Source organism: Haloprofundus halobius, assembly GCF_020097835.1.
In the GTDB taxonomy this organism is placed as follows: Archaea; Halobacteriota; Halobacteria; order Halobacteriales; family Haloferacaceae; genus Haloprofundus; species Haloprofundus halobius.
Genome location: NZ_CP083667.1, coordinates 52,000 through 70,597 on the forward strand (window position 1 = coordinate 52,000; position 18,598 = coordinate 70,597).

General features: G+C 55.9%; 19 protein-coding genes and 2 pseudogenes. 13 read left to right on the forward strand and 8 right to left on the reverse strand.

Going from position 1 to position 18,598, the window contains the following annotated elements; translation table 11 throughout:
- Positions 1-374: 374 nt before the first annotated feature.
- Positions 375-947 (reverse strand): hypothetical protein, encoded by a 573-nt coding sequence (locus tag LAQ74_RS17185; RefSeq protein WP_224337850.1) that lies wholly within the window; start codon positions 945-947, stop codon positions 375-377.
- A complete protein-coding gene (locus tag LAQ74_RS17190) occupies positions 944-1,324 on the reverse strand; it encodes a hypothetical protein (RefSeq protein WP_224337852.1) in 381 nt (126 codons plus the stop codon). Before LAQ74_RS17190 ends, LAQ74_RS17185 begins: the two co-directional genes overlap by 4 nt.
- 509 nt (positions 1,325-1,833) lie before the next feature.
- On the opposite strand from LAQ74_RS17190, the gene LAQ74_RS17195 reads away from it, so the two are divergent.
- The 4 genes from LAQ74_RS17195 to LAQ74_RS17210 all read left to right on the forward strand — a co-directional run bounded on the left by LAQ74_RS17195 (position 1,834) and on the right by LAQ74_RS17210 (position 6,188).
- Complete coding sequence (locus tag LAQ74_RS17195; protein WP_224337854.1) at positions 1,834-3,042, forward strand: CBS domain-containing protein; 1,209 nt, start codon at positions 1,834-1,836, stop codon at positions 3,040-3,042.
- Positions 3,043-3,520: 478 nt separating this feature from the next.
- A complete protein-coding gene (locus LAQ74_RS17200; RefSeq protein WP_224337856.1) occupies positions 3,521-3,661 on the forward strand; it encodes a hypothetical protein in 141 nt (46 codons plus the stop codon).
- The gene (locus tag LAQ74_RS17205) at positions 3,661-4,854 is read left to right on the forward strand and encodes a site-2 protease family protein (RefSeq protein WP_224337857.1); all 1,194 of its coding nucleotides are present in this window, start codon (positions 3,661-3,663) and stop codon (positions 4,852-4,854) included. The genes LAQ74_RS17200 and LAQ74_RS17205 overlap by 1 nt, the downstream gene beginning before the upstream one ends.
- 83 nt (positions 4,855-4,937) lie before the next feature.
- Positions 4,938-6,188: a magnesium transporter gene (locus tag LAQ74_RS17210; protein ID WP_224337859.1), complete on the forward strand. Its 1,251-nt coding sequence runs from the start codon at positions 4,938-4,940 to the stop codon at positions 6,186-6,188.
- Between the two features lie 378 nt (positions 6,189-6,566).
- On the opposite strand, the gene LAQ74_RS17215 is transcribed toward LAQ74_RS17210, so the two are convergent.
- Entirely contained in the window at positions 6,567-6,899 is a 333-nt protein-coding gene (locus LAQ74_RS17215) for a DUF5789 family protein (protein ID WP_224337861.1), read from the reverse strand.
- 222 nt (positions 6,900-7,121) lie between these two features.
- Positions 7,122-7,550, reverse strand: coding sequence for a DUF7539 family protein (locus LAQ74_RS17220; RefSeq protein ID WP_224338072.1), 429 nt, complete (start codon positions 7,548-7,550; stop codon positions 7,122-7,124).
- 350 nt (positions 7,551-7,900) lie between these two features.
- On the opposite strand from LAQ74_RS17220, the gene LAQ74_RS17225 reads away from it, so the two are divergent.
- From LAQ74_RS17225 to LAQ74_RS17235, 3 genes are all read left to right on the forward strand, one after another.
- A complete protein-coding gene (locus LAQ74_RS17225; protein WP_224337862.1) occupies positions 7,901-8,941 on the forward strand; it encodes an AI-2E family transporter in 1,041 nt (346 codons plus the stop codon).
- A 735-nt stretch (positions 8,942-9,676) separates the two neighbouring features.
- Entirely contained in the window at positions 9,677-10,510 is an 834-nt protein-coding gene (locus tag LAQ74_RS17230; protein ID WP_224337864.1) for an aldo/keto reductase, read from the forward strand.
- 470 nt (positions 10,511-10,980) lie between these two features.
- Complete coding sequence (locus LAQ74_RS17235) at positions 10,981-12,261, forward strand: FAD-dependent oxidoreductase (RefSeq protein WP_224337866.1); 1,281 nt, start codon at positions 10,981-10,983, stop codon at positions 12,259-12,261.
- 78 nt (positions 12,262-12,339) lie between these two features.
- On the opposite strand, the pseudogene LAQ74_RS20685 reads toward LAQ74_RS17235, so the two are convergent.
- Positions 12,340-12,665, reverse strand: a pseudogene (locus LAQ74_RS20685) (hypothetical protein); the annotation flags it as partial.
- Positions 12,666-12,912: 247 nt separating this feature from the next.
- Here LAQ74_RS20685 and LAQ74_RS17245 point away from each other — a divergent pair.
- From LAQ74_RS17245 to LAQ74_RS17255, 3 genes are all read left to right on the forward strand, one after another.
- On the forward strand, positions 12,913-13,272 hold the full coding sequence (locus tag LAQ74_RS17245) for a DUF7522 family protein (RefSeq protein ID WP_224337867.1): 360 nt from the start codon (positions 12,913-12,915) through the stop codon (positions 13,270-13,272).
- 640 nt (positions 13,273-13,912) lie between these two features.
- A complete protein-coding gene (locus LAQ74_RS17250) occupies positions 13,913-14,401 on the forward strand; it encodes a type II toxin-antitoxin system death-on-curing family toxin (RefSeq protein ID WP_224337869.1) in 489 nt (162 codons plus the stop codon).
- 24 nt (positions 14,402-14,425) lie between these two features.
- Positions 14,426-14,566 (forward strand): hypothetical protein, encoded by a 141-nt coding sequence (locus tag LAQ74_RS17255; protein ID WP_224337870.1) that lies wholly within the window; start codon positions 14,426-14,428, stop codon positions 14,564-14,566.
- Positions 14,567-14,788: 222 nt separating this feature from the next.
- Here the strand turns inward: LAQ74_RS17255 and LAQ74_RS17260 are convergent, their stop codons facing one another.
- Positions 14,789-15,094: a hypothetical protein gene (locus LAQ74_RS17260; RefSeq protein WP_224337871.1), complete on the reverse strand. Its 306-nt coding sequence runs from the start codon at positions 15,092-15,094 to the stop codon at positions 14,789-14,791.
- A gap of 192 nt (positions 15,095-15,286) precedes the next feature.
- Here LAQ74_RS17260 and LAQ74_RS17265 point away from each other — a divergent pair, with 192 nt between their 5' ends.
- Entirely contained in the window at positions 15,287-15,517 is a 231-nt protein-coding gene (locus LAQ74_RS17265) for an HTH domain-containing protein (RefSeq protein ID WP_224337872.1), read from the forward strand.
- Positions 15,518-15,527: 10 nt separating this feature from the next.
- Here the strand turns inward: LAQ74_RS17265 and LAQ74_RS17270 are convergent, their stop codons facing one another.
- Entirely contained in the window at positions 15,528-15,815 is a 288-nt protein-coding gene (locus LAQ74_RS17270; protein ID WP_224337873.1) for a winged helix-turn-helix domain-containing protein, read from the reverse strand.
- Positions 15,816-16,096: 281 nt separating this feature from the next.
- On the opposite strand from LAQ74_RS17270, the gene LAQ74_RS17275 reads away from it, so the two are divergent.
- On the forward strand, positions 16,097-16,708 hold the full coding sequence (locus LAQ74_RS17275; protein ID WP_224337874.1) for a hypothetical protein: 612 nt from the start codon (positions 16,097-16,099) through the stop codon (positions 16,706-16,708).
- A 318-nt stretch (positions 16,709-17,026) separates the two neighbouring features.
- Here LAQ74_RS17275 and LAQ74_RS17280 read toward each other — a convergent pair.
- Positions 17,027-18,078 (reverse strand): annotated as a pseudogene (locus tag LAQ74_RS17280) (tyrosine-type recombinase/integrase).
- Here LAQ74_RS17280 and LAQ74_RS17285 point away from each other — a divergent pair.
- The gene (locus LAQ74_RS17285) at positions 18,077-18,505 is read left to right on the forward strand and encodes a diadenylate cyclase (protein WP_317987399.1); all 429 of its coding nucleotides are present in this window, start codon (positions 18,077-18,079) and stop codon (positions 18,503-18,505) included. The pseudogene LAQ74_RS17280 and the gene LAQ74_RS17285 sit on opposite strands and share 2 nt — an antisense overlap.
- Positions 18,506-18,598 lie beyond the last annotated feature (93 nt).

Sequence of the window (18,598 nt, forward strand, 5' to 3'; positions counted from 1 at the left end):
GGCACTCACTCGGCGTCTTCTTCCAACACTACGACTCTCCAGCCGTGGCTCTCTACATCATCCAACTCAATCTCGTGCTCTCGCTCGCGCCTTCGTGAGCGACCATCGGGAGCGAGCGAGAGCACAACCAACGTGAAGCAATCAAGCACGCGCGCCGGAGCGGCCGGACCGAGTGACCAGCGGAGTTAGTCTCGTCGGCAACAAGCACGCCACGCGAGCGCAGTCTGTCGACTGACTAACCCGCTGGCGCTTCGGGAGAAGCGAACGACGTCTGGGACGACCATCGGGAGTCCCAGGTGTGGCGAGGCGAACATCGTGAGCCGAGTCCACGCGTCCGGCCGCCGGGGACAGCGAGCGGGCGTACCATACGAGCGCTACTTCAAGAAACTGAGTAGCTGTGCGACATAGGGACTGTTATCCCAGCTACGGGGTGGACTAATCGATTTGATGAGTGCGCGGGCTTCGTTGTGCGTCATATGTCCGCCTCGCGCGTAGTCACAGATGAGCCGTGGGGTTGGCACGATGCGTGGACCTCGAAGCGCTGCATGTACGAGTGCGAAGTTGTTTCCACCGAACTCGTCTGTGAGAAAGCCATCAACGTCGAGTGCGTTCGCCAGGATGATACCGTCGGTTTCTCCATCATCGAGCCCAAGTGTGGGACGTGAGTCGGGTGCGTCCGACTCTTGGTACGGATCTATAACCGAGTAGTGTGCGTTGGCAGCGAGGACGTTGGTGGCCGCTTCCCCATGGACATCTTGGTATTGGGCGATGTCAGTGAGTTCTGAGACCACCTCAGGAGGAACAGAGACCTCACAGGAAGTCAGTAGATACTGCAGTGGGTCTGGCTTGTTGTCTGTATTGTAGGTTGCGTCTGCACGTGGGACCGCGAGACTGACGAGCGCGCTTGTATCAGCGACGACTGTCCGGAGTTGTGGCCCGCTACTCATTGATCGTCGCTGTCGTCACTCGTATGCTCAGGCGTGACTTCTCTGACGGTGTCGTCGTAGATGTTGGTATCATCAGGTGCGGCCAAGTCGAGCGGTTCACCCACGATATCTGCTTTGAGGAGTCGGAGTCGCTGAGCAGTCTCGGCTCCGACGAGTTGTTTCACAGTCTCGAACTCGAGTTGGTCGTCGTAGTACTTCGCCGCGACTAATTCTTGGAACGTTTCGCTGTGGGCGGTGTCTTCGATGTATTCGCGGATTGCTTCGACGAGTAAGTCGGTGCGATCTTTATCGAAGAGGTCTGCAATGGCGTCGAGTCTGTCGACGAGGTATTCGGGCGATTGGAAGTGGACTCGTCGGGGATCGTCACTCGCACTCATCTTATGTGCATATCTTGCACATGGACTCATAACGGTTTCGACTCACGCACATCACTTGCACATACGAACATGAAGACTAGACTCTGTACACCTACTCGATTTTGTTAACCAACACTAGTCCGATATTCGACAACGAGTTGTTAATCAAACCGGGATTGGAATGCGGCTCTCAACGTCCTCTTTTGAGGACTTGACAAGCTAGGAGTGGCCATCCCATCCTGAAGTACGTGAGTCATCTCTACGAAGCGACGGATGGCTTCGAATTACTGAGTGAAGCGTCCTCACAAGAGCTATCGAAACTGAGATGTTGAGCATCCGCCGTCCTGTTAACCAACAGCTTAGAGAATTCGCGATGTCTGTTGGTTAAGTCAAAACAGTCTCTCGGCTATTGAGTGTCGGGTCTCTACAGATAAGCAAGGCGAGTGCCTCGGGGCTTGACTCCGAGGTACTTCACGTGCGCTGTGGAACAAGCATAACCGTCCAGCGCCCCTCCCACTAGAAAGTCACACATGGATATATCTGAGATCCTCTCCCCAAAATTCACGGAGTTCGACATCGGCACACCGCTCTCGAAGGTCGCCGGGGCGTTCGAGAATCAGGAACTCGATGCCGTCATCGTAACAGACGGCGACGAGTATCGTGGCGTCGTTAGCCGCCGACAGCTAGCTTCCTCGTCCAACCAGCCCTCTGCGAAGGTTGGCTCACAGGTACAGCACGTCCCGACTGTCGAGCGCACCGAGGATGTCCGCGAGGTCGCGCGGCTCATGATCGGGAGCGACGCCAAAACGCTCCCCGTACTCGATGACAACCGTGTTGTCGGTGTGGTGACCGGCGATGCCGTCCTCGAGGCAGTACGCCCGTTTCTCGAGGCCGCCACTGTCGAGGATGCCTACACGGCGGAGTTGATTAGTGCGACCCCTGAAACCACGATTGGGAAAGCGCTCAATATGCTTCGAGAAGCCGGGATCGCCCATCTCCCGGTCGTCGACGGGGACGACCTCGTGGGAATGTTGAGCCTGTACGACGTCATCGAGTTCACGACGCGAGGCGGCAGCAAGAGCCAAGGTGGTTCGTCGAGCGACTTCGGTGGCCGCGGCGGTGGCGGGCAGAACCGTGGTGGATTCGGCGCGCGCGAGGGTGATGCCGACCGGATGCTCGATCTTCCGGTACGGAACCTGATGTCCGACGCAGTCGTGACCATCGAGCGAAGTGCACCGCTCGACGAGGTCGTCGAGACGATGTTCGAGCGGGAGATATCCTCGCTCGTCGTTACGGCCGACGACACCAGCGAGCCAATCGGTATCATCACGAAAACGGACGTCATCGAGGCGCTCACCTGGGAGCGCGATGACCGCAACGCCGTGCAGGTGTTCAGGCCCGACCTGCTGGAGGGGATGGACTACGACGACGTCTCCGCGCTGATTGAGAGCATGACCTCGAAGTACGGTGAGATGAGCGTGATCAAGGCCAGCATCGAACTGCAGGAGCACAAGGAACAAAGTCGGGGGGTGCCGCTGGTACTGGCACGGATCCGACTGGTCACCGACCGCGGCTACTTCACGGCCGATGGGGAAGGATACGGTGCCTCTCACGCTCTCCGACTTGCTGCGAACGCGGTCGAACGTCAGCTGCTCAAGGGGAAGACCTACGGCCACTCGAAGAAGCATCCCGACACAGACGAGCAGGCACAGCTCTATGGCTGGTGGCTTGGCGGGTGATTGGATTGATGTCTACAAACAGACGAGTAACCGTTGCTGGCTGGCACACTCACTACCTGTCAAAGAGAGTTCGGACTTTGTGATCTGTACTGGTGAAGAACTAACGGGTGGAATACGCTGATACGTGAGCTTCCCGTACGGTTGACCAATGCGGACGCACCGTCATGGGACGCAGTCATTTATCGACTTCATGCAGACGTATCTTCAGGACCATCCAAAACGTTGCTCGGCATGTGGGAACGTCGCTCGCGCCCGCTCAGAGTGGAGAATAGAAAAGCGCGATGAGGACGGTCTCCACTTCGTGCATACTTGCCCACGGTGTGGTGCGGAGGACGACGTGTTTCTCGACCTCGCCTCAGAACACGAGCGAACTCGGCGGTAGGAAGTGCTACGCCCGGCGTGTAACTCACATAATGAAAAAATCCGTAGGGCGTGAAAATATCGCCTCTTTATGGCTCTGAAGGGCGATATCTTAATCATGCTACAATCGTACGTGCTCCAACCGACGCCGCACAACTCGCCCCAGGCCGACGGCGGTGAGGGGAGCAAAGCGAGGCGAGCCTCGTCGGACCTCCGGTCCGACGGTGGTGAACAGAATCCCTCCGGTGGTGGAGAGTAATGCGTAGCTATCGACTCACCAGCGTCTGGGGCATCCCCATCCGGATCAACATTTCGCTGATCATCTTTCTCCCGATCCTCGCGTGGTTGATCGGAAGTGGGCAGCAGATCCCCCTCTACGCTGGAATCATTGATGGGTTGACCGGGTCGACACTCGACGTTGCCGTCCTGCGCCAGGGCGCGACGCCCTGGCTGATCGGCGCTGTGGCGGCGCTCGGTCTGTTCGTGAGCGTGACCCTCCACGAACTGGGTCACTCGTGGGTCGCGCTTCGATACGGACTGACCATCGAATCGATCACACTCTGGATCTTCGGCGGTGTCGCGAGCATGACGTCCATGCCGCGCGAGTGGAATCGCGAGTTCTGGATCGCCATCGCCGGCCCTATCACGAGCGTCCTGCTTGGAGGAGTTTGTTACATCCTGTTGCAGCTCATCCCCACGTCGCTCCCCATTGTACTGTTCGTCGTCGGCTGGCTCGCGGTCGTTAACGTAACGCTCGCGGTCTTCAACCTCGTTCCGGCGTTCCCGATGGACGGCGGGCGGGTCTTTCGAGCGCTGCTCGCTCGGACACGCCCGTACGGGCAGGCCACCCGAATCGCCGCACGTGTTGGCGTCATCTTCGCCCTGCTGTTCGCCGTTATCGGCGTGTTCTCGTTCAACGTCATCCTCCTGTTCGTCGCCCTGTTCATCTACGGAGCGGCGACCTCCGAATCACGCACGACGGCGCTCGAAGATTTGCTCGCTGGAGTCACCGTCGCGGACATCATGACGCCCGATTCACGCACTATCTCGGCCACTTCGACGGTCGCGGAGTTCGTCGACCAGATGCTCGTCAACCGTCGAACCGAGTTCGGCGTTACCGACGAGACAGGCGCCACCGTCGGTATCGTCTCACTACGACACCTGAAAGATGTCGACCAGCGCAACCGTGCAACCACTCTGGTTACTGACGTAATGGCCGAAGCACCGCTTACCGTGCAGGCGACGGCGGACGCCTTCGACGCACTCGTCGAACTCGGCACCACAAAGACGTCGTACGCCCTCGTCGAGGAGGACGGCGCAATCGTCGGGGTTCTCTCGCAGGCCGATTACGCGAGCGCACTCGAATTACGGCGGGGTATCGGTACAGTTGGCGAGCGCGATCAGTCTGTGCCGACGACTGCGGCCGGTGACGTATCTGCCTCCGGGCGTTAGTGTAGATATGCGTTCGAGCCTCTCAGAACACGCCACATCATGTCTATTCTCGGGATTCATGCGACGCGAGATGTGGTAACTGTATGCAAGAATTCACGGTCGATGTCCAACAGCAGATAGCCATTTCGGAGACACCAGGCGCAGAGTTCCAGGCATTGCCGTGGGCACGGCAACGAGTGGTGTTTTTCCAGTTGCCCGAATCGATCCAGCGAGAAGTACTCAAGGACATGGATCGCCAGGAGGTACGGCGATTCGTCCGCCGACTTGATCCCGACGATGCGACCGACGTGATCGGACTGCTCGACAGAGACACTCAGGAGGCCGTGCTCAGTCAGCTCGATACCGACAGAAGGGAGCGGATCGAGTTCCTCCTGAAGTTCAGTCCGGACAGCGCCGCCGGTATGATGGACCTCGACTACGTCACCGTCGAGAAGGACCAGGGGTTCGAGGAAGTGGCACGGATCGTCCGACGCCACGAGGCCCGAACTGGGCGGTTCCCTACCGTCTTCGTCACCCATGGCGACGAGGTGTTGGGAGAGTTACCTGGCCATACCCTGGCCCTGGCTGGCCACGGGTCGGCGGTCATCATCGAGTATCTTCGCCCCGCCCCCACGGTTCGATACGAACAGCCCGACTCGGAGGTCATCGAGGTGTTCAGGGCCAACCCTCAGGGTAAAATCGTCGTCCTTGATGAAGACGACAGCATTCTCGGAGTCATCTATGCGGACGACCTCTTGCGGGCCATCGAGGCAGAGGCCGGCCAGACGCTCTATGAGTTCACCGGTGTCGACGAGCAGGAGAGTGTTCTCGATGGCGCCCTCGAGAAGGTTCGCCGGCGGTACAAGTGGCTTATCATCAACCTCGGAACGGCCTTTCTCGCCGCGGCGACCGTCGGGCTGTTCGAGGACACAATCGCGGCGTTGACGCTGCTGGCAATCTATATGCCGGTCGTCGCCGGGATGGGTGGGAACGCCGGCACGCAGTCGATGGCCGTGACAGTCCGAGGCATCGCACTAGAGCAAATCTCGCTTCGGACAGGGAGGCGCGCCATTGGCAACGAGGTGCTTGCGGGGGGTGCAAACGGCGTAATTACCGGAATTATCGTGGCCGCCATCGCCACCCTGTTCAACCAGAGTCCGCTGTTGGGGCTAGTCATCGGCATAGCGATGGTACTGAATCTCGTCATCGCCGGGTTCTTCGGCGCGCTCGTTCCGCTCCTACTGGATCGACTCGGCTACGACCCGGCCACGTCTGCGACCATCTTCATCACGACCGCGACTGACGTCCTCGGGTTTTTCATCTTCCTTGGTCTGGCGCAGGTCGTGCTCCTCTGACCTGGGCTCGGATCGTATACGTGCGTCTCCAATTCCTGTCGCTACTCGATTCGATTGGCGACAAGAATCCTATGTCACTCGAAGTCTGTGTGGACGATTCGTTCCGGGGGTTTTCCTTGGGATCAACGGGTTCACTCGACAATACCATCGCTTGAAGCTCTGAACTGGCTGTTAGGGATACAGGTTCGGAGGGAGGCCTAGTACCAATGCAATGGGAATCGACCCATGGAGCCTGCCGTGACGTGCTGGTACCCGGTGGAGACAGCGGATAACGAAAGACGGTTCATGAGGGGAGAACAGGGTAGACGCGCGTGCCACATGAGCAGCCCCACCGAATAGCCAGCAGAATAGGATTCGCGTACGCCGCGAACTAATTCGTCATCGATGTATCAGTCCCAGTATCCGACTTCTAACGTCGTCAGCGGAATCGTACGTTTGATTATCGGTTTTGGCAAGCACTTCTTCGAGGGATTCCGTCCCGCCTTGCGTTTCGATCTCGTAGTCGCCATAGGCCTCGACCAATTCATCCGTCGTGGTTGGATACTCTTGGGCTTCGAGTACCTCATCAAGGTCACCAAGCCTTCCACCAGGGTCACCGCTCATCGCTCGGTCTTCATGGGCGCGGTCGCGTACATCCTCTCGCTTCCGCTCTGGCTGTTGTCGCTGTTCGTCGTCCATGTTCTCGTCTCGGCCTCGTTTGTCGTCTGGCATCCTTCGAAATAGGCACCCGATTCGGATAACTGTGTGGACGCTCGTCAGTGTGAACTCCTCGGGGATATTATTGAGAGAGACACCTTTCTCGAACCTACTCAATATCTTTCATCTTCCGAGACGAACGACAATCCGTCACTTCGTCAGCTTTCGTCGCCTATCGTTCTTTGATAGTCTTCAACCCCTTGTCCACGATCACCCGAAAGTGTATCTGGACGGGAGTTAACTCTGCGTTTGACGAACGAACTCGTCGAGTTTTGCTTCGACGAGTGTCGCGACGCGCTCGCTGTATTTCCAGAGTGCTGCGTTGAGTCGCTCTTCGGTCTCGTCGTCGAGACCGTCGGCCCCACGCAGGACGGAATCCTTGGTGATCTGTGGGTGGTACACACAGACGACCCCAAGTGAGGTATCTGAGCTTGAGGTCCCCGCCGTGTGGATTCCGTACTGATCGGTCCCCCAGACACCATCGCCACCCTGTCGCTCCAGTTCCGAGTCGAGCGCATCGAGGAGTTGTATCTCTTCAGGGAAGAGGATCGGATCGTCGCCTTCGAACAGTTCGGTGTATGCCTCTCTCCGAGCGCTCTTCGTCCACTGATCCAACTGGGAACGCGCCCGTAGTACGAGCTGTCGTTCGTCTGGAAACTCGGCCATGCTTCTAGGACGGCGGCCAGGTGAATCAACGTTCGGCCAACGGTGGCGGTCGGTGGGTGTGGTGACGTCCATCGTGAACCGTTCGGTCGCAAAGAGAACGAGGTCGAAGACGACGAACATCTCGGCCGTCACCGGCGTTGAGGCCAGAGCCTGAACTAATAATAAGTTTAAAAGTCACCTCGCAGGTTCGACCTGCCAGCAAACAAGTTCAGACGGGCGTACAACCCACCCCCGCTGGAAGCCACGCAAGCCCCGTCCTCACCCCGCCGTAGGCGGTTAGGACGGGGTAGCTGACAGATGGCCCGATTCTGTACACACAAGTAAATAATGAAGCGACGTTTATATCAAATATGACTGAACAAGGAAACTGTCGACATTGGTTTTCGGACCGTGTTGTACTGTCGATCTTGGCGGTAGTGAGCGGCGTTCTCGGCCTACTGTTCGTTTTCACACAACTTCAGTATATCTTGCTCGCCATCGTCCTCGCATACGTTCTCGCACCCGCACAACGGAAGCTCGAGCGGTACACGAGCTCAGTGACGGCTGCCCTCACCCTCATTTTGCTTTCGGTATTTGTACTCTTCATCCCGGTCGCGTATCTTCTCACAGTCGCAATTCAGCAGGGACTGGGCCTGCTAACTGCCCTCGAAGAAGGAGGACTCAGTCTTGACATCATCCAAGATCGAATCGAAACCATTGGCTATGTAATCGATCTCGATCTATTGTATGCGACATATCAAGAGCCAATCGCGACCGGGTTGCAGCGTCTCGCAACCGGCGCAGTAACCGTCATCGGCGGGCTCCCTGGTGTGCTAATCGGACTTACCGTGACGGTCTTCGTACTATTTGCGTTACTGCGAGATGGTGAACAGTTCGTCACATGGCTGCATTCGATCGTCCCGCTCTCTGATCGTGTGGAGCGGGAACTTCTTAGAGAACTTGACGGCCTGATGTGGGCGTCCGTTATCGGGAACGTCGCCGTCGCGGGGGTCCAAGCGGTACTGCTCGGCATCGGATTGGCGCTCGTTGGTATGCCCGGAGTTGTGTTCTTGACCGTGGCCACATTTGTCCTCACGTTGCTCCCACTCGTTGGGGCATTCGGTGTCTGGCTTCCGGTTTCAGGCTACCTGCTCGCAATCGGCCGCCCCACTACAGCGGTACTGCTTTTCGTCTACGGGTCGGTGGTCAGCGCCTCGGACCTCTATCTTCGCCCGGCAATTATCAACCGTAGCGGAGCGATCAACGTCGCGACCATCGTCGTGGGAATATTCGGGGGAATCGTTCTGTTTGGGGCGATTGGTCTGTTCGTCGGTCCCGTTATACTCGGTGGCTCGAAGGTCGTCCTTGACCTGTTTGCCCAGGAGCGAGCGGACTCGACCGTCGGCCGATAGAGGATCGCTTCCGCCGATAGAGAGAACGAGACGTGCTGTCACAGACTGTAGGACAGCGGAACGACAATAGAGCTAGTCTGATTTGTAAAAAATCGGCAATTCTCGAACTGCAGGATTGGACGTACTGATACATGCCTCGAACATATCTGGCTGATAGTGTCACTCACATAATCAAAAACCCAATCGTTGTGAAACTGTTCGCTTTCTATGAGGATGCTTACTGGTACGTTTACTATGGTGGGGAAAACTCTTGACGACTGTCTCCAGTTTATCGCTGATCGACGCCGACGACAGGTCATCCAACAGTTACGGCACGAGACCACTAGCAAAACGACAATCGACGACTTTGCAGATCGAATGGTTGGTAACCACGCTTCCACTCGGTAATCGTCTCTTCGAGGTGGTTGCGTTGCTCGTCCGTAACGTCGAGACGAGTGATTGGCGTCCGATGCACGTAGTCATCTGCCACAGTTTCAATGTAGTATCGGGGTTAACTATTGGAGTTTCAATGTGGTATTTGGGTTAACTATTGGAAGGTGTCTGTGTCCCGTCGGACGCACTCCTCCCCTCCTACTCACTCACTTCGTTCGCTCGGTGAGGAAGGGAAGTTCGCGTTACCGCTTCAGTTGAAGACTTGATGTACACGCCTCTCGTCACTCCGGAAGCACAACACCGTACGTCGCACGTCGCACCTGACCACCAGACTGATGCCGCTGAGGTGGCTGTTTAGACTCGATGCCACGAGAGGACCTCCCACAGATCGGGCTGGGGACATACTCCGACGACAATCGTGAACAGTGGCGTAACAACGTCCGGACCGCTCTCGACGTTGGCTTTCGACATATCGACACCGCACAGGTGTACGAGAACGAGGAGTACGTAGGTGAGGGAATTCGCCAATCTAGCGTGGCCCGAGACGACGTCTGGCTATCGACGAAGACAGTCCATCACGATGTGCCTTCCGACGCCGAGCAGGTGCCGGCGGCTATTGACGGCTGCCTTGACCGACTCGGAGTCGATACCGTCGACCTCTTGTACGTCCACTGGCCCTCTGGAGTCTACGACCACGAGGCGGTCCTGCCCGCCTACGACGACGCCTACGAGGCCGGTAAGACCCGCAACGTCGGGCTCTCGAACTTCACCTCTAACCTACTTGACGAGGCAATGGACGTACTCGACGCCCCGCTATACGCCCACCAAGCCGAGATGCATCCGCTGCTCCCCCAACGTGATCTGGTCGCACACGCACAGAAACACGACTACACCTTCGTAGCGTACTCACCACTAGCGAAGGGTGAGGTCTTCGATGTCCCCGAAATCGTGGACGTTGCGGAGAAACACGACGCCACACCAGCACAGGTGAGTTTGGCGTGGATACTCTCACATGATAACGTCGCCGCCATCCCAAAGGCCAGCAGTCGCGAGCACATGACCCAGAACCTCACCGCGCTGGACCTGAACCTAGACGAGGAGGACATCACGCTGATTGACTCGATTGAACGCCGTCACCGTGTGATCGACGCCGACCACGGTCCGTGGAACTGGGAGGACGATACTCTTCTCGGATGATGATCGACTAGAGACTACCGTTGGACTATCCGAATGTTCATTGGTAGATACAAACTCAATTCTGGTAGAGATGGCCAGTACAACTCGCGACAACGGTGACTTCTCCCACGACTCAAGTCGTGGGCTTTCTCCTCGAATCTCTGTAAACCCATCTTCACGGAATCTGCAGACTCCGACCGCGTCGGACTCTAGGTGCGGACCCAGCCCGCGATACTAAGCCGTAAGCCAGCATCTCATGCGTATATGACGAACTCTTGGATGCACATGATTTCTCCGTCGATGAAGTGCCACCTGAGGTCAGCTGACTTCTCTCGTCTGAGGAGAATCGGGCCAATAGCACCAGTGAGACATACGCCGATACTCGATTGCTCCGCGTCGTCCACGAGGTTCAGCCAATCACCTGCAATCCACCGCCGATTCCCTCAAACTGCGATTAGGACGATGGGGAGGGCACGAAGTGGATCATAGCTATGACTGATACATCCAATACTGAGGGCAAGACAATCGAGACGGAGGTGGTCATCGTCGGTGCCGGACCTGCCGGCTGTGTCCTAAGCTATCTGCTCGCGCGTAGTGGCGTCGACACAATTCTGCTTGAACGCCAACGGAGTCTGCGTCGCGAATTTCGTGGTTTCCTGTTCCAACCACTAGTACTGCGCGTGTTCGACCAAATGGACATGCTCGACCGCGTTCTCACATTGAATCATACTGAGGTACGCGATATCGAAGTGGAGGTCTATGGGCGGTCCTATCCGATTATGTCCCTCGAAGCGGCGCCTGGTCCGTACAATTACGCTCTCTTGATGGAACAGCCATCGCTGCTCCAGGCTCTCATCGATGAAGCATCCCAATTCGAGTCGTTCAGCTACCACAGCGGGATGCCTGCAGCAGACCTCTTCCATGATGGGAACCAGGTCGTCGGCGTCCACGCTACCGACAGGGAGCACAACGAATCCGTTACGATTCGGAGCCGTCTCGTTGTCGGGGCGGACGGTCGATATTCGACGATTCGAAGCGCGGCCGGCATCGACCCCGGACTGTTCGAGTCAACCCTCGAACTGCTCTGGTTCAAACTCCCCGCGTCAACTATCGACAAACCAGTCCTGGCGAAAGTCGGTCCCTCCGGGGTGTTGCTTTCCTTTGGACTCGGGGGTGGTGAGGCACAGTTCGGCTGGTCGATCGAAAAGGGATCGTACCCACAGCTCCGTGAACGCGGAATCGAATGGTTCCACGAGCAGCTCATTTCCATTGACTCAGAGTTGGCCGAGGTTCTTCCAAACCAGCTCACTGATTTCGACCAGTGTTCGCTGTTGCATATCGAACCAGGCATCAGCGACGAATGGACACGAGACGGACTCCTGCTCGTCGGTGATGCTGCCCACGTCGCGTCTCCGGTCGGCGGCCAGGGGAACGGGATGGCGATTCAGGATGCGGTCGTCGCTCACTCGGTGATTGTGACCGCCCTGGACCAGACCGAGGGGACGCTTTCGAACCACGCGCTCGAACGGTACGAATGGATTCGGCGACCCGCAGTCGAAGAGGTCGTTCGATTCCAGCGGCGGGCCGAACGACCGTTCTCCGGGTTCGTCAAATATGGCGCTACCGTCCCTGACACGCTAAAACGGCCGCTCATTCGGTCGTTCTTCTGGCTCATCTCCCGAACCCCTCTCCCCAAACGTGCTCGAGACACGTTCATGTGGGGGCCGTCGCCGGTGGACGTCAATACAATGCACTTCAGTAAGACGAACTGAACGCGGATACCATCGACCGAGACAGACGTGTCCCCCTGGAGGTGTGCCCCCTCCTACAGTTACCGTGTCCCCTGCCGCGAGTTCTTCACCGGGTTCGAGATAGTTGGTCAGCTTTCGGAGGAACTCGTGAGTGGCGAGACCACCTTCGTAGTCAGGAAGGGAGATTATCTCCGTCTGGATCAGAAGTCCCTGACGGTGGCGAGACCACCTTCGTAGTCAGGAAGCCCATCCTCACGAATTTCGTCGATCTCGAAGGTGTCGTATCCCCAGATGATGAGCTCTCCTTCTTCGCCCACTTCCCAATTCAGGGTCCCAAAGCAATGTGCATCACAGAGCTGGCGGACTGCCTGTACATCCGTTACGGTCGCGCCGGTTAACGTCGTCGCTGCTTGGAGCGTTGCCATTGTTAGTTCTCGAGGCGCTTTCCTGCCCCCGCACCCCTTCTGGGGAAACAAAATCGACTGGAAAAGAAGCTGAACCGAGGCGGCCTCCCGTCGCATTTGGTGAAATTTCCGGAACGGTAGTGACTGTGACGTGCTTGTCGAAACTAAACTTTCTCTTATCATTACAGGATTTTAATACATTATCCCTCCGGTTATGTCTAATAAGGTAAAATACTGTTTTAGCCCCAAATTGGGTAACTCGAAATATATGGCAACTACAGACCTACTCAACTATCTGGAGAGTCGTTCTGGAAGCTACCTCCGTGGTGTTTTGCAGTACGACGATGACGAAAATGAGGTTCTCTACCTTCGAGACGATGTCCGGAAAGAACGGATACTGAGCGAAATCGACAGGATGCTCGCACGGTTGAAACCAGAGTCCTCTGCATCAGAAGAGCGTGCGTTCCCCCTCGGAGATCTGTACGTGACTATTCGTCGATTCGAGGACGCTATCATCATGCACTTCCCTCGAGGACAGAAACGCGGTGTCGTGGTCTCACTCGAACCAGAGGCCGGACGAGATTTGAACCAATTCACCACAGAGTGTATTCGACTTATTGACGAGTGAATTCGGGATTCAAGCGCGAATGATATTACGCTAAGCTGTCTCTCAAAAACAAATCAGTTAGATTATGTTTCTGCAATCAACAGTAAGAGATGCAGTAGCGTGCTGCATCACCGAAATCGGGCGTCGTAGTGCTGACACACCCATTACGACAGTCAGAGGCACCCCTGACACTCCCCTTCAATATTAGAAGAGAATAGAGGACTTTCGAGGGTGAATCTGTTGTAGCATCCACCCGTTCATTAACTCGTTCCTGACTCTCGTTTGAGTTACTGTGTGAGTGTGGATCCACAGCTATCGCACCGGGCTCCTCGACAGTCTGTAGTGACGTGTCCACCGCATACTGGACAATCAGTATTTATCCTCCTTGGCAGTTGTGAACCCTGATTCGCTTCGGTAGTCCTACCTTCTAACACACCGGGCACTCAACTAGAGGAATCGGCGAAAGTGCCTCACAAGACTCTAATGCCGCGTGCAAGTGTGCTTGGACGTCTGGGTTCTCTGTCCGAGAGAGTGCCTGTGTGAGGTATGTACTGAGTTCATTGTGTGTGCTCTCAACCACCCACGATCGTGGTCACTCAAAACCCAGTAACCTGTAACGGAGAGAAACTCTGATACCCATCCTAGCCAGATAGATGGATGAATGACGGACACTCTCTGGTATCCTTCTACTCAAGATGTCGTCAAGATACACGATGACATTGTCTCAGAGTATTCAGAGACCACTCCCGGTATTCAAAATCTTGGAGATGTAGAGTTTGCACTTGAGTATATTGAGACTGGCAGTTTCGGAGAAGTTCCAGAAACAATCCACGAAAAAGTATTCTACCTGCTTCGACTATTGGTGGCAAATCACCCGTTCGTTGATGGCAACAAGCGTACTGCCCTCAATACGGCAAACGTCTTTTACTTCCTCAACGGCTACCGATTCGACTACGATAACGAAATCAGAACAATTCTCAAGCAATTCGGGATGGACGAAACCGCTGTGGATGAGGATGTAGTCTTAGAGTATCTCCAAGAGCACACCGAAGAAATTGACTTAGCCGAGGCAATCGAACAATGGCGGAGTGAACTCGTTGACTACGGGTTCACCAAACTAGCGAACGATTCATCAGACTCGAACGAATAACGAGAGACAGGAGACCGACCTCGTATGGCAACAAAAGAAGACACAGGCGAGCAATCACCGCTTGATGAAGTAATGGACGATATTCGACGCGAGCTCGTCCTCCGTGTTGCGAAAGCCGACCGCGACGAACATCGCGATATATACGACGCTCTCGAACACGAATAAGCGTCGATGGTAGAAATCAATCTAGTAACTATCTCCCCCGACAGTCGTGGAGCCTAATTCGCTCGGGCAGCCCTATCTTTCGGCAGACTGGACACTCGACTAGAGGAGTCGACGAGAGGTCCTCACACGATTCCAATGACGCGTGCAAGTGTGCTTGGATGTCTGGGTTCTCCGTCCGAGATAATGCCTGTGTGAGATGCATTCGCAGTTCTTCGCGTGCGCTCACGCTTGGGCCTCTTTCTGTCGTGCGTCGACTCTGAGTCCAGTGTGGGCGAGTTGACCCATCGACTCCCAGCCGCGTTTCTGGGCGACATATTGCTGCCAGTGAGAGAGTAGCCGGCCGTTGAGTGGTTGGTAGTGGTCGAGCTTGCGTCCGTGGTGGACGACGACGGCGTCAGCTGGCTGGTAGTAGTGATGGGTGTAGCCTTCTTCGTCGACGCCGAGGGTGAATGACTTGGCGAGTGTTCGAGTGAAGTGATTGATGAGCGATACGGTAGGCTCTTGTGTCGCGGCTTTCCTAGTTGACATTGGTCTTCAGGCTTGATTCGGAAGACCAGTCCCGCGTGCTACTACACGCGGGCATTCTCATACCCGAGAGGGACCCGTCTTCCGCACCATAAGACACGTGTCTTATGGGCATAAGCGTACCGAATTAGCCTGACTCCGGTCAGATGAGACAGGTGTCGCAAGGGCTACGTATGCTGATTCTAAAGGCCACATATGACGAGAGATCGTGACGAGAAAGGCAAATTCACCGAACTCACAACATCCGAAGCTGTCCTCAAAATTCTCGAAACCTCCGAAGACCCTGTGATGACAGCAACGGAAATCGCTGACAAGCTGGATGTCTCACGCGACACGGTAGGACGGAAGCTTGCTCAATTAGCGGAAGACGACGAAGTCGGGCGAAAGAAGGTTGGTGCCAGATCTGTGGTTTGGTGGATAAAATAGCCGGGGTGAGCTACTCCGAGGAGTCTTCCAGAGTGAGGTCTTCAGAGGATATCTCGCCAGACAGGTACTGTTCGCCCTTCTCTGTGATTTTGTATAATCCCCTCTCTTCGTCGTGGTAGTCGACTAATCCTGCAGCCTTCAATTTCCGGAGTCGCTGGTTAATCGACGAGAGCGCATACGCGATGTTGGCCTCAATAACTCCAGGCGTCACTATCAGTGGTCGGTTTCCCTCGTTTAGCAAAAACTCCAGAATCGCATCATCCGCACGGGTCATCCATTCAACGTGCGGTCGTCTCATGTTTCTACGAGCCACAGACCACCCAATAAGCATGGCTAATATGTCGGTAAAATGCCTCAAATGATGCGTTCTAACGTAGTGTTTAATGCACAAGTTCTAAGTAGCGACAGAGAGAAGCACGGACTAACGACTGTCTACTGGATTATCTGGTCTTCTCAGAAAGGACCCGTGTTGTAGCACGGATCCGGTGCGGTCGTATCGAACCTTCCGCATGTCACCGAACACGCCCCAACGCAAAAAGCTCTCGTCGCACAGCCATCCCTCACCCTGGAGGACACTCTATGACTGAGTCTATCGAAGGCCTCCAGTCGCGCCTCGATGATCTCGAAGACCGCGTTGACGCTTTAGAAGACGAGAAATCAGACCTCGAAGACACAGTCCAAGCGCAAGCTGAGATGATTGCCTCCCAGCGTGAGCGCTTGGATGAGTACGAGGAGACACTTAGTGTGTCGAGTGACCACCGAAAGCACCTCCAACAACGCGTGCACGCCCTCGAAGACTCTGAAGACTCGGATGAGACGAGTCAAAGTAAATCGCCATTGCAGCAACTCATCAGCCTTCCCTCGAAAGCCGTCTCGAAACTTACTGCGAACCAAGAACGTGCTCGGTTCATCGCGAAAGACATCCATGAGTACGCCAAGAAAGTTCCTGCCGGCTACGCCATCGACTCAGGCACGATCCGGAAAGTCCTGAAAGCCAAAGAAGACCGGACACCCCACACGCAGACTGTCAGTCGCGTCATGGACTTCCTCAACCAACTTAAGAAAGAAGATGTCCAAGTGGTCAAACGTCGCGGAACCAAGCGTGCCGTGTTCACTGAGCGTGCAGTATCTGAACTCGGCAGTACGTCGTCACCTGGTGGTATCACGGACGTTGTGATGAGGTGGCGCTAACACGGCTGTGATTACAGCGGACTAGTCTCATTCGGGGACGTCGTCCGCTGACATCAACGCGGTAGTCTGCAGTATCGTGAGCAGCAGCACTCGGAGGATATTCATCGTGGATAGGAGTAGTAGACGGAGAAGAAAGAAGATTAGGACGGATATGCGATTGAGACTCATCACAACGAGTGTGATATGGATGGATAGCCTCTCAGCCGGTAGTGTGAGTTATTCAATACTGTATATGGCGACCGATGGAGTGATTCCTGAGTTCTGCCGGAACACCTCGATACGCTTCCTTACGAGATTGTGAATTGAACATCATGGCTATCACTCTGTCAAATATTTGCGCCGCTGCTCGGCCTTCTGGCGCCCCGAACGTCGGTCATAATGTTTGTCGAGAATCTGCGCCGACGCGTTCAACCGATCACCCACCACCTCACGCGGCACGTTATTCAACCGATACGCCGTCACCCGACCACTCCGAACGTCGTGCGGGCTCCGAGACGACGGGCACTTGCACGCCTTTAGATAATACGTCGCCTCGCACTCGTCCGGATCAGGGTCGTGCGGACACTCCTCGCCGTACCAACACGGTCGAATCACACAGTACATCAAATCTCGAATCGTCGACACCGACGCCCGACCGCGCTGAGTCGAAATAAACGGTTTCCGGCCGTGGTCGTCGGTCTTGTCGATACGTGGGCCGTCGATGTACTCCTGGACTACGTGCGCGACGAAGTCTGAGAGACTGTTCCATCGCTCGCCCTTCTCCGCATTCTTCAGCGGCGTATCCGTCTCCGGACGGTGATTGAACTTCAGCGCCGGACCCTTCCCGTTCGTCCGAGTGCCGTCCAAGTCGAGATCCTTCAGGTCGACCCCACGGAGCACACCGACTCGATACCCCGTGTGCCACAAGAGCAGGAGTGCGACGTGATTCCGAGAGGCGTAATGATATCGCTCCAGGTAATCCAGAATCGTGGTCACCCGAGCCACTTCGAGCGTCGTATCGCTCACCGACTCGGCGTACTCACCGCCGGGAGCGGAACCTGAGTGAACAGCTCCTCGTCAACCGCGTCGATGTCCGCGAAGAAGCGGAGGAACGCCCGGAGCGTCGCAAGGTTCCCGCGAAGCGTGATGAGTGCAAGTTCCTCACCGGAGTCACGGAAATTCCCCTCGCGCCGCCACACTCGATAGGCGTAGAGATCTCTCCCGGCCAGCTCGTTCAGATTCTCGATTTCTTCTTCCTCGCACCAGGCGACGAACGCTCTGAGTCGGTTGCGATGACCCCGGAGCGTTTGCTCGGTGATCTCGTCGCGTCGAGCGTCGAGATAGAGCTTCAGCGTCCTTTCCGGATCGAGCGGTTGGAGGTTGCCGCTCATGCGGAGACACCTCCGACAGTGCGACTACTTTCGTTCCGTCCGTTATGCTTACTGGCCAGTCGATATCTCTCACGAAGTCCTCGACGACGTCGATAGTTTCTACGACGCAGCAAGCGAAGTCGCCATGTCACGGGATGGTGCAGTAGTGATTAGCGTCGACGGAGTGATCCAAAAGCAGATGGTTCGGTTCCTCGATTTTACTCCCGACAAGGTACCTCAGGGTGAACAGGCCATAGAGTATGAAGACTGGATGGGTTCGCGCCACATGAGTGCGGCCGATATGTCGGCTCGGCCCGAAGTGGTGACGACAATTACGCTCAGCGAAGAAACCGGTCGACTGACTCTTTTCGAGGGAGGAAGGCATGTCACGATGCCATACGATGAAATCCGTGATGAACAGGATATGCAAGGAGACAGCGTCGAGTAAGTTCCATGAATGAACTGTAGAGGTGATAAGTGACTCGGCGTCAACACCATTTTCGTAGGCTCAGAAACGACGAGCGTGGTAAGACTGTGTGAC

Coding starts and splice junctions, on each gene's coding strand:
- LAQ74_RS17235 (WP_224337866.1), top strand. CDS start 10,981: ATGACTGATACATCCAATACTGAGGGCAAGACAATCGAGACGGAGGTG.
- LAQ74_RS17275 (WP_224337874.1), top strand. CDS start 16,097: ATGACTGAGTCTATCGAAGGCCTCCAGTCGCGCCTCGATGATCTCGAA.
- LAQ74_RS17215 (WP_224337861.1), bottom strand. CDS start 6,899: ATGCCAGACGACAAACGAGGCCGAGACGAGAACATGGACGACGAACAG.
- LAQ74_RS17195 (WP_224337854.1), top strand. CDS start 1,834: ATGGATATATCTGAGATCCTCTCCCCAAAATTCACGGAGTTCGACATC.
- LAQ74_RS17210 (WP_224337859.1), top strand. CDS start 4,938: ATGCAAGAATTCACGGTCGATGTCCAACAGCAGATAGCCATTTCGGAG.
- LAQ74_RS17255 (WP_224337870.1), top strand. CDS start 14,426: ATGGCAACAAAAGAAGACACAGGCGAGCAATCACCGCTTGATGAAGTA.
- LAQ74_RS17245 (WP_224337867.1), top strand. CDS start 12,913: ATGGCAACTACAGACCTACTCAACTATCTGGAGAGTCGTTCTGGAAGC.
- LAQ74_RS17230 (WP_224337864.1), top strand. CDS start 9,677: ATGCCACGAGAGGACCTCCCACAGATCGGGCTGGGGACATACTCCGAC.
- LAQ74_RS17185 (WP_224337850.1), bottom strand. CDS start 947: ATGAGTAGCGGGCCACAACTCCGGACAGTCGTCGCTGATACAAGCGCG.
- LAQ74_RS17190 (WP_224337852.1), bottom strand. CDS start 1,324: ATGAGTGCGAGTGACGATCCCCGACGAGTCCACTTCCAATCGCCCGAA.
- LAQ74_RS17285 (WP_317987399.1), top strand. CDS start 18,077: ATGCGGAGACACCTCCGACAGTGCGACTACTTTCGTTCCGTCCGTTAT.
- LAQ74_RS17205 (WP_224337857.1), top strand. CDS start 3,661: ATGCGTAGCTATCGACTCACCAGCGTCTGGGGCATCCCCATCCGGATC.
- LAQ74_RS17220 (WP_224338072.1), bottom strand. CDS start 7,550: ATGGCCGAGTTTCCAGACGAACGACAGCTCGTACTACGGGCGCGTTCC.
- LAQ74_RS17260 (WP_224337871.1), bottom strand. CDS start 15,094: ATGTCAACTAGGAAAGCCGCGACACAAGAGCCTACCGTATCGCTCATC.
- LAQ74_RS17265 (WP_224337872.1), top strand. CDS start 15,287: ATGACGAGAGATCGTGACGAGAAAGGCAAATTCACCGAACTCACAACA.
- LAQ74_RS17270 (WP_224337873.1), bottom strand. CDS start 15,815: ATGAGACGACCGCACGTTGAATGGATGACCCGTGCGGATGATGCGATT.
- LAQ74_RS17225 (WP_224337862.1), top strand. CDS start 7,901: ATGACTGAACAAGGAAACTGTCGACATTGGTTTTCGGACCGTGTTGTA.
- LAQ74_RS17200 (WP_224337856.1), top strand. CDS start 3,521: ATGCTACAATCGTACGTGCTCCAACCGACGCCGCACAACTCGCCCCAG.
- LAQ74_RS17250 (WP_224337869.1), top strand. CDS start 13,913: ATGACGGACACTCTCTGGTATCCTTCTACTCAAGATGTCGTCAAGATA.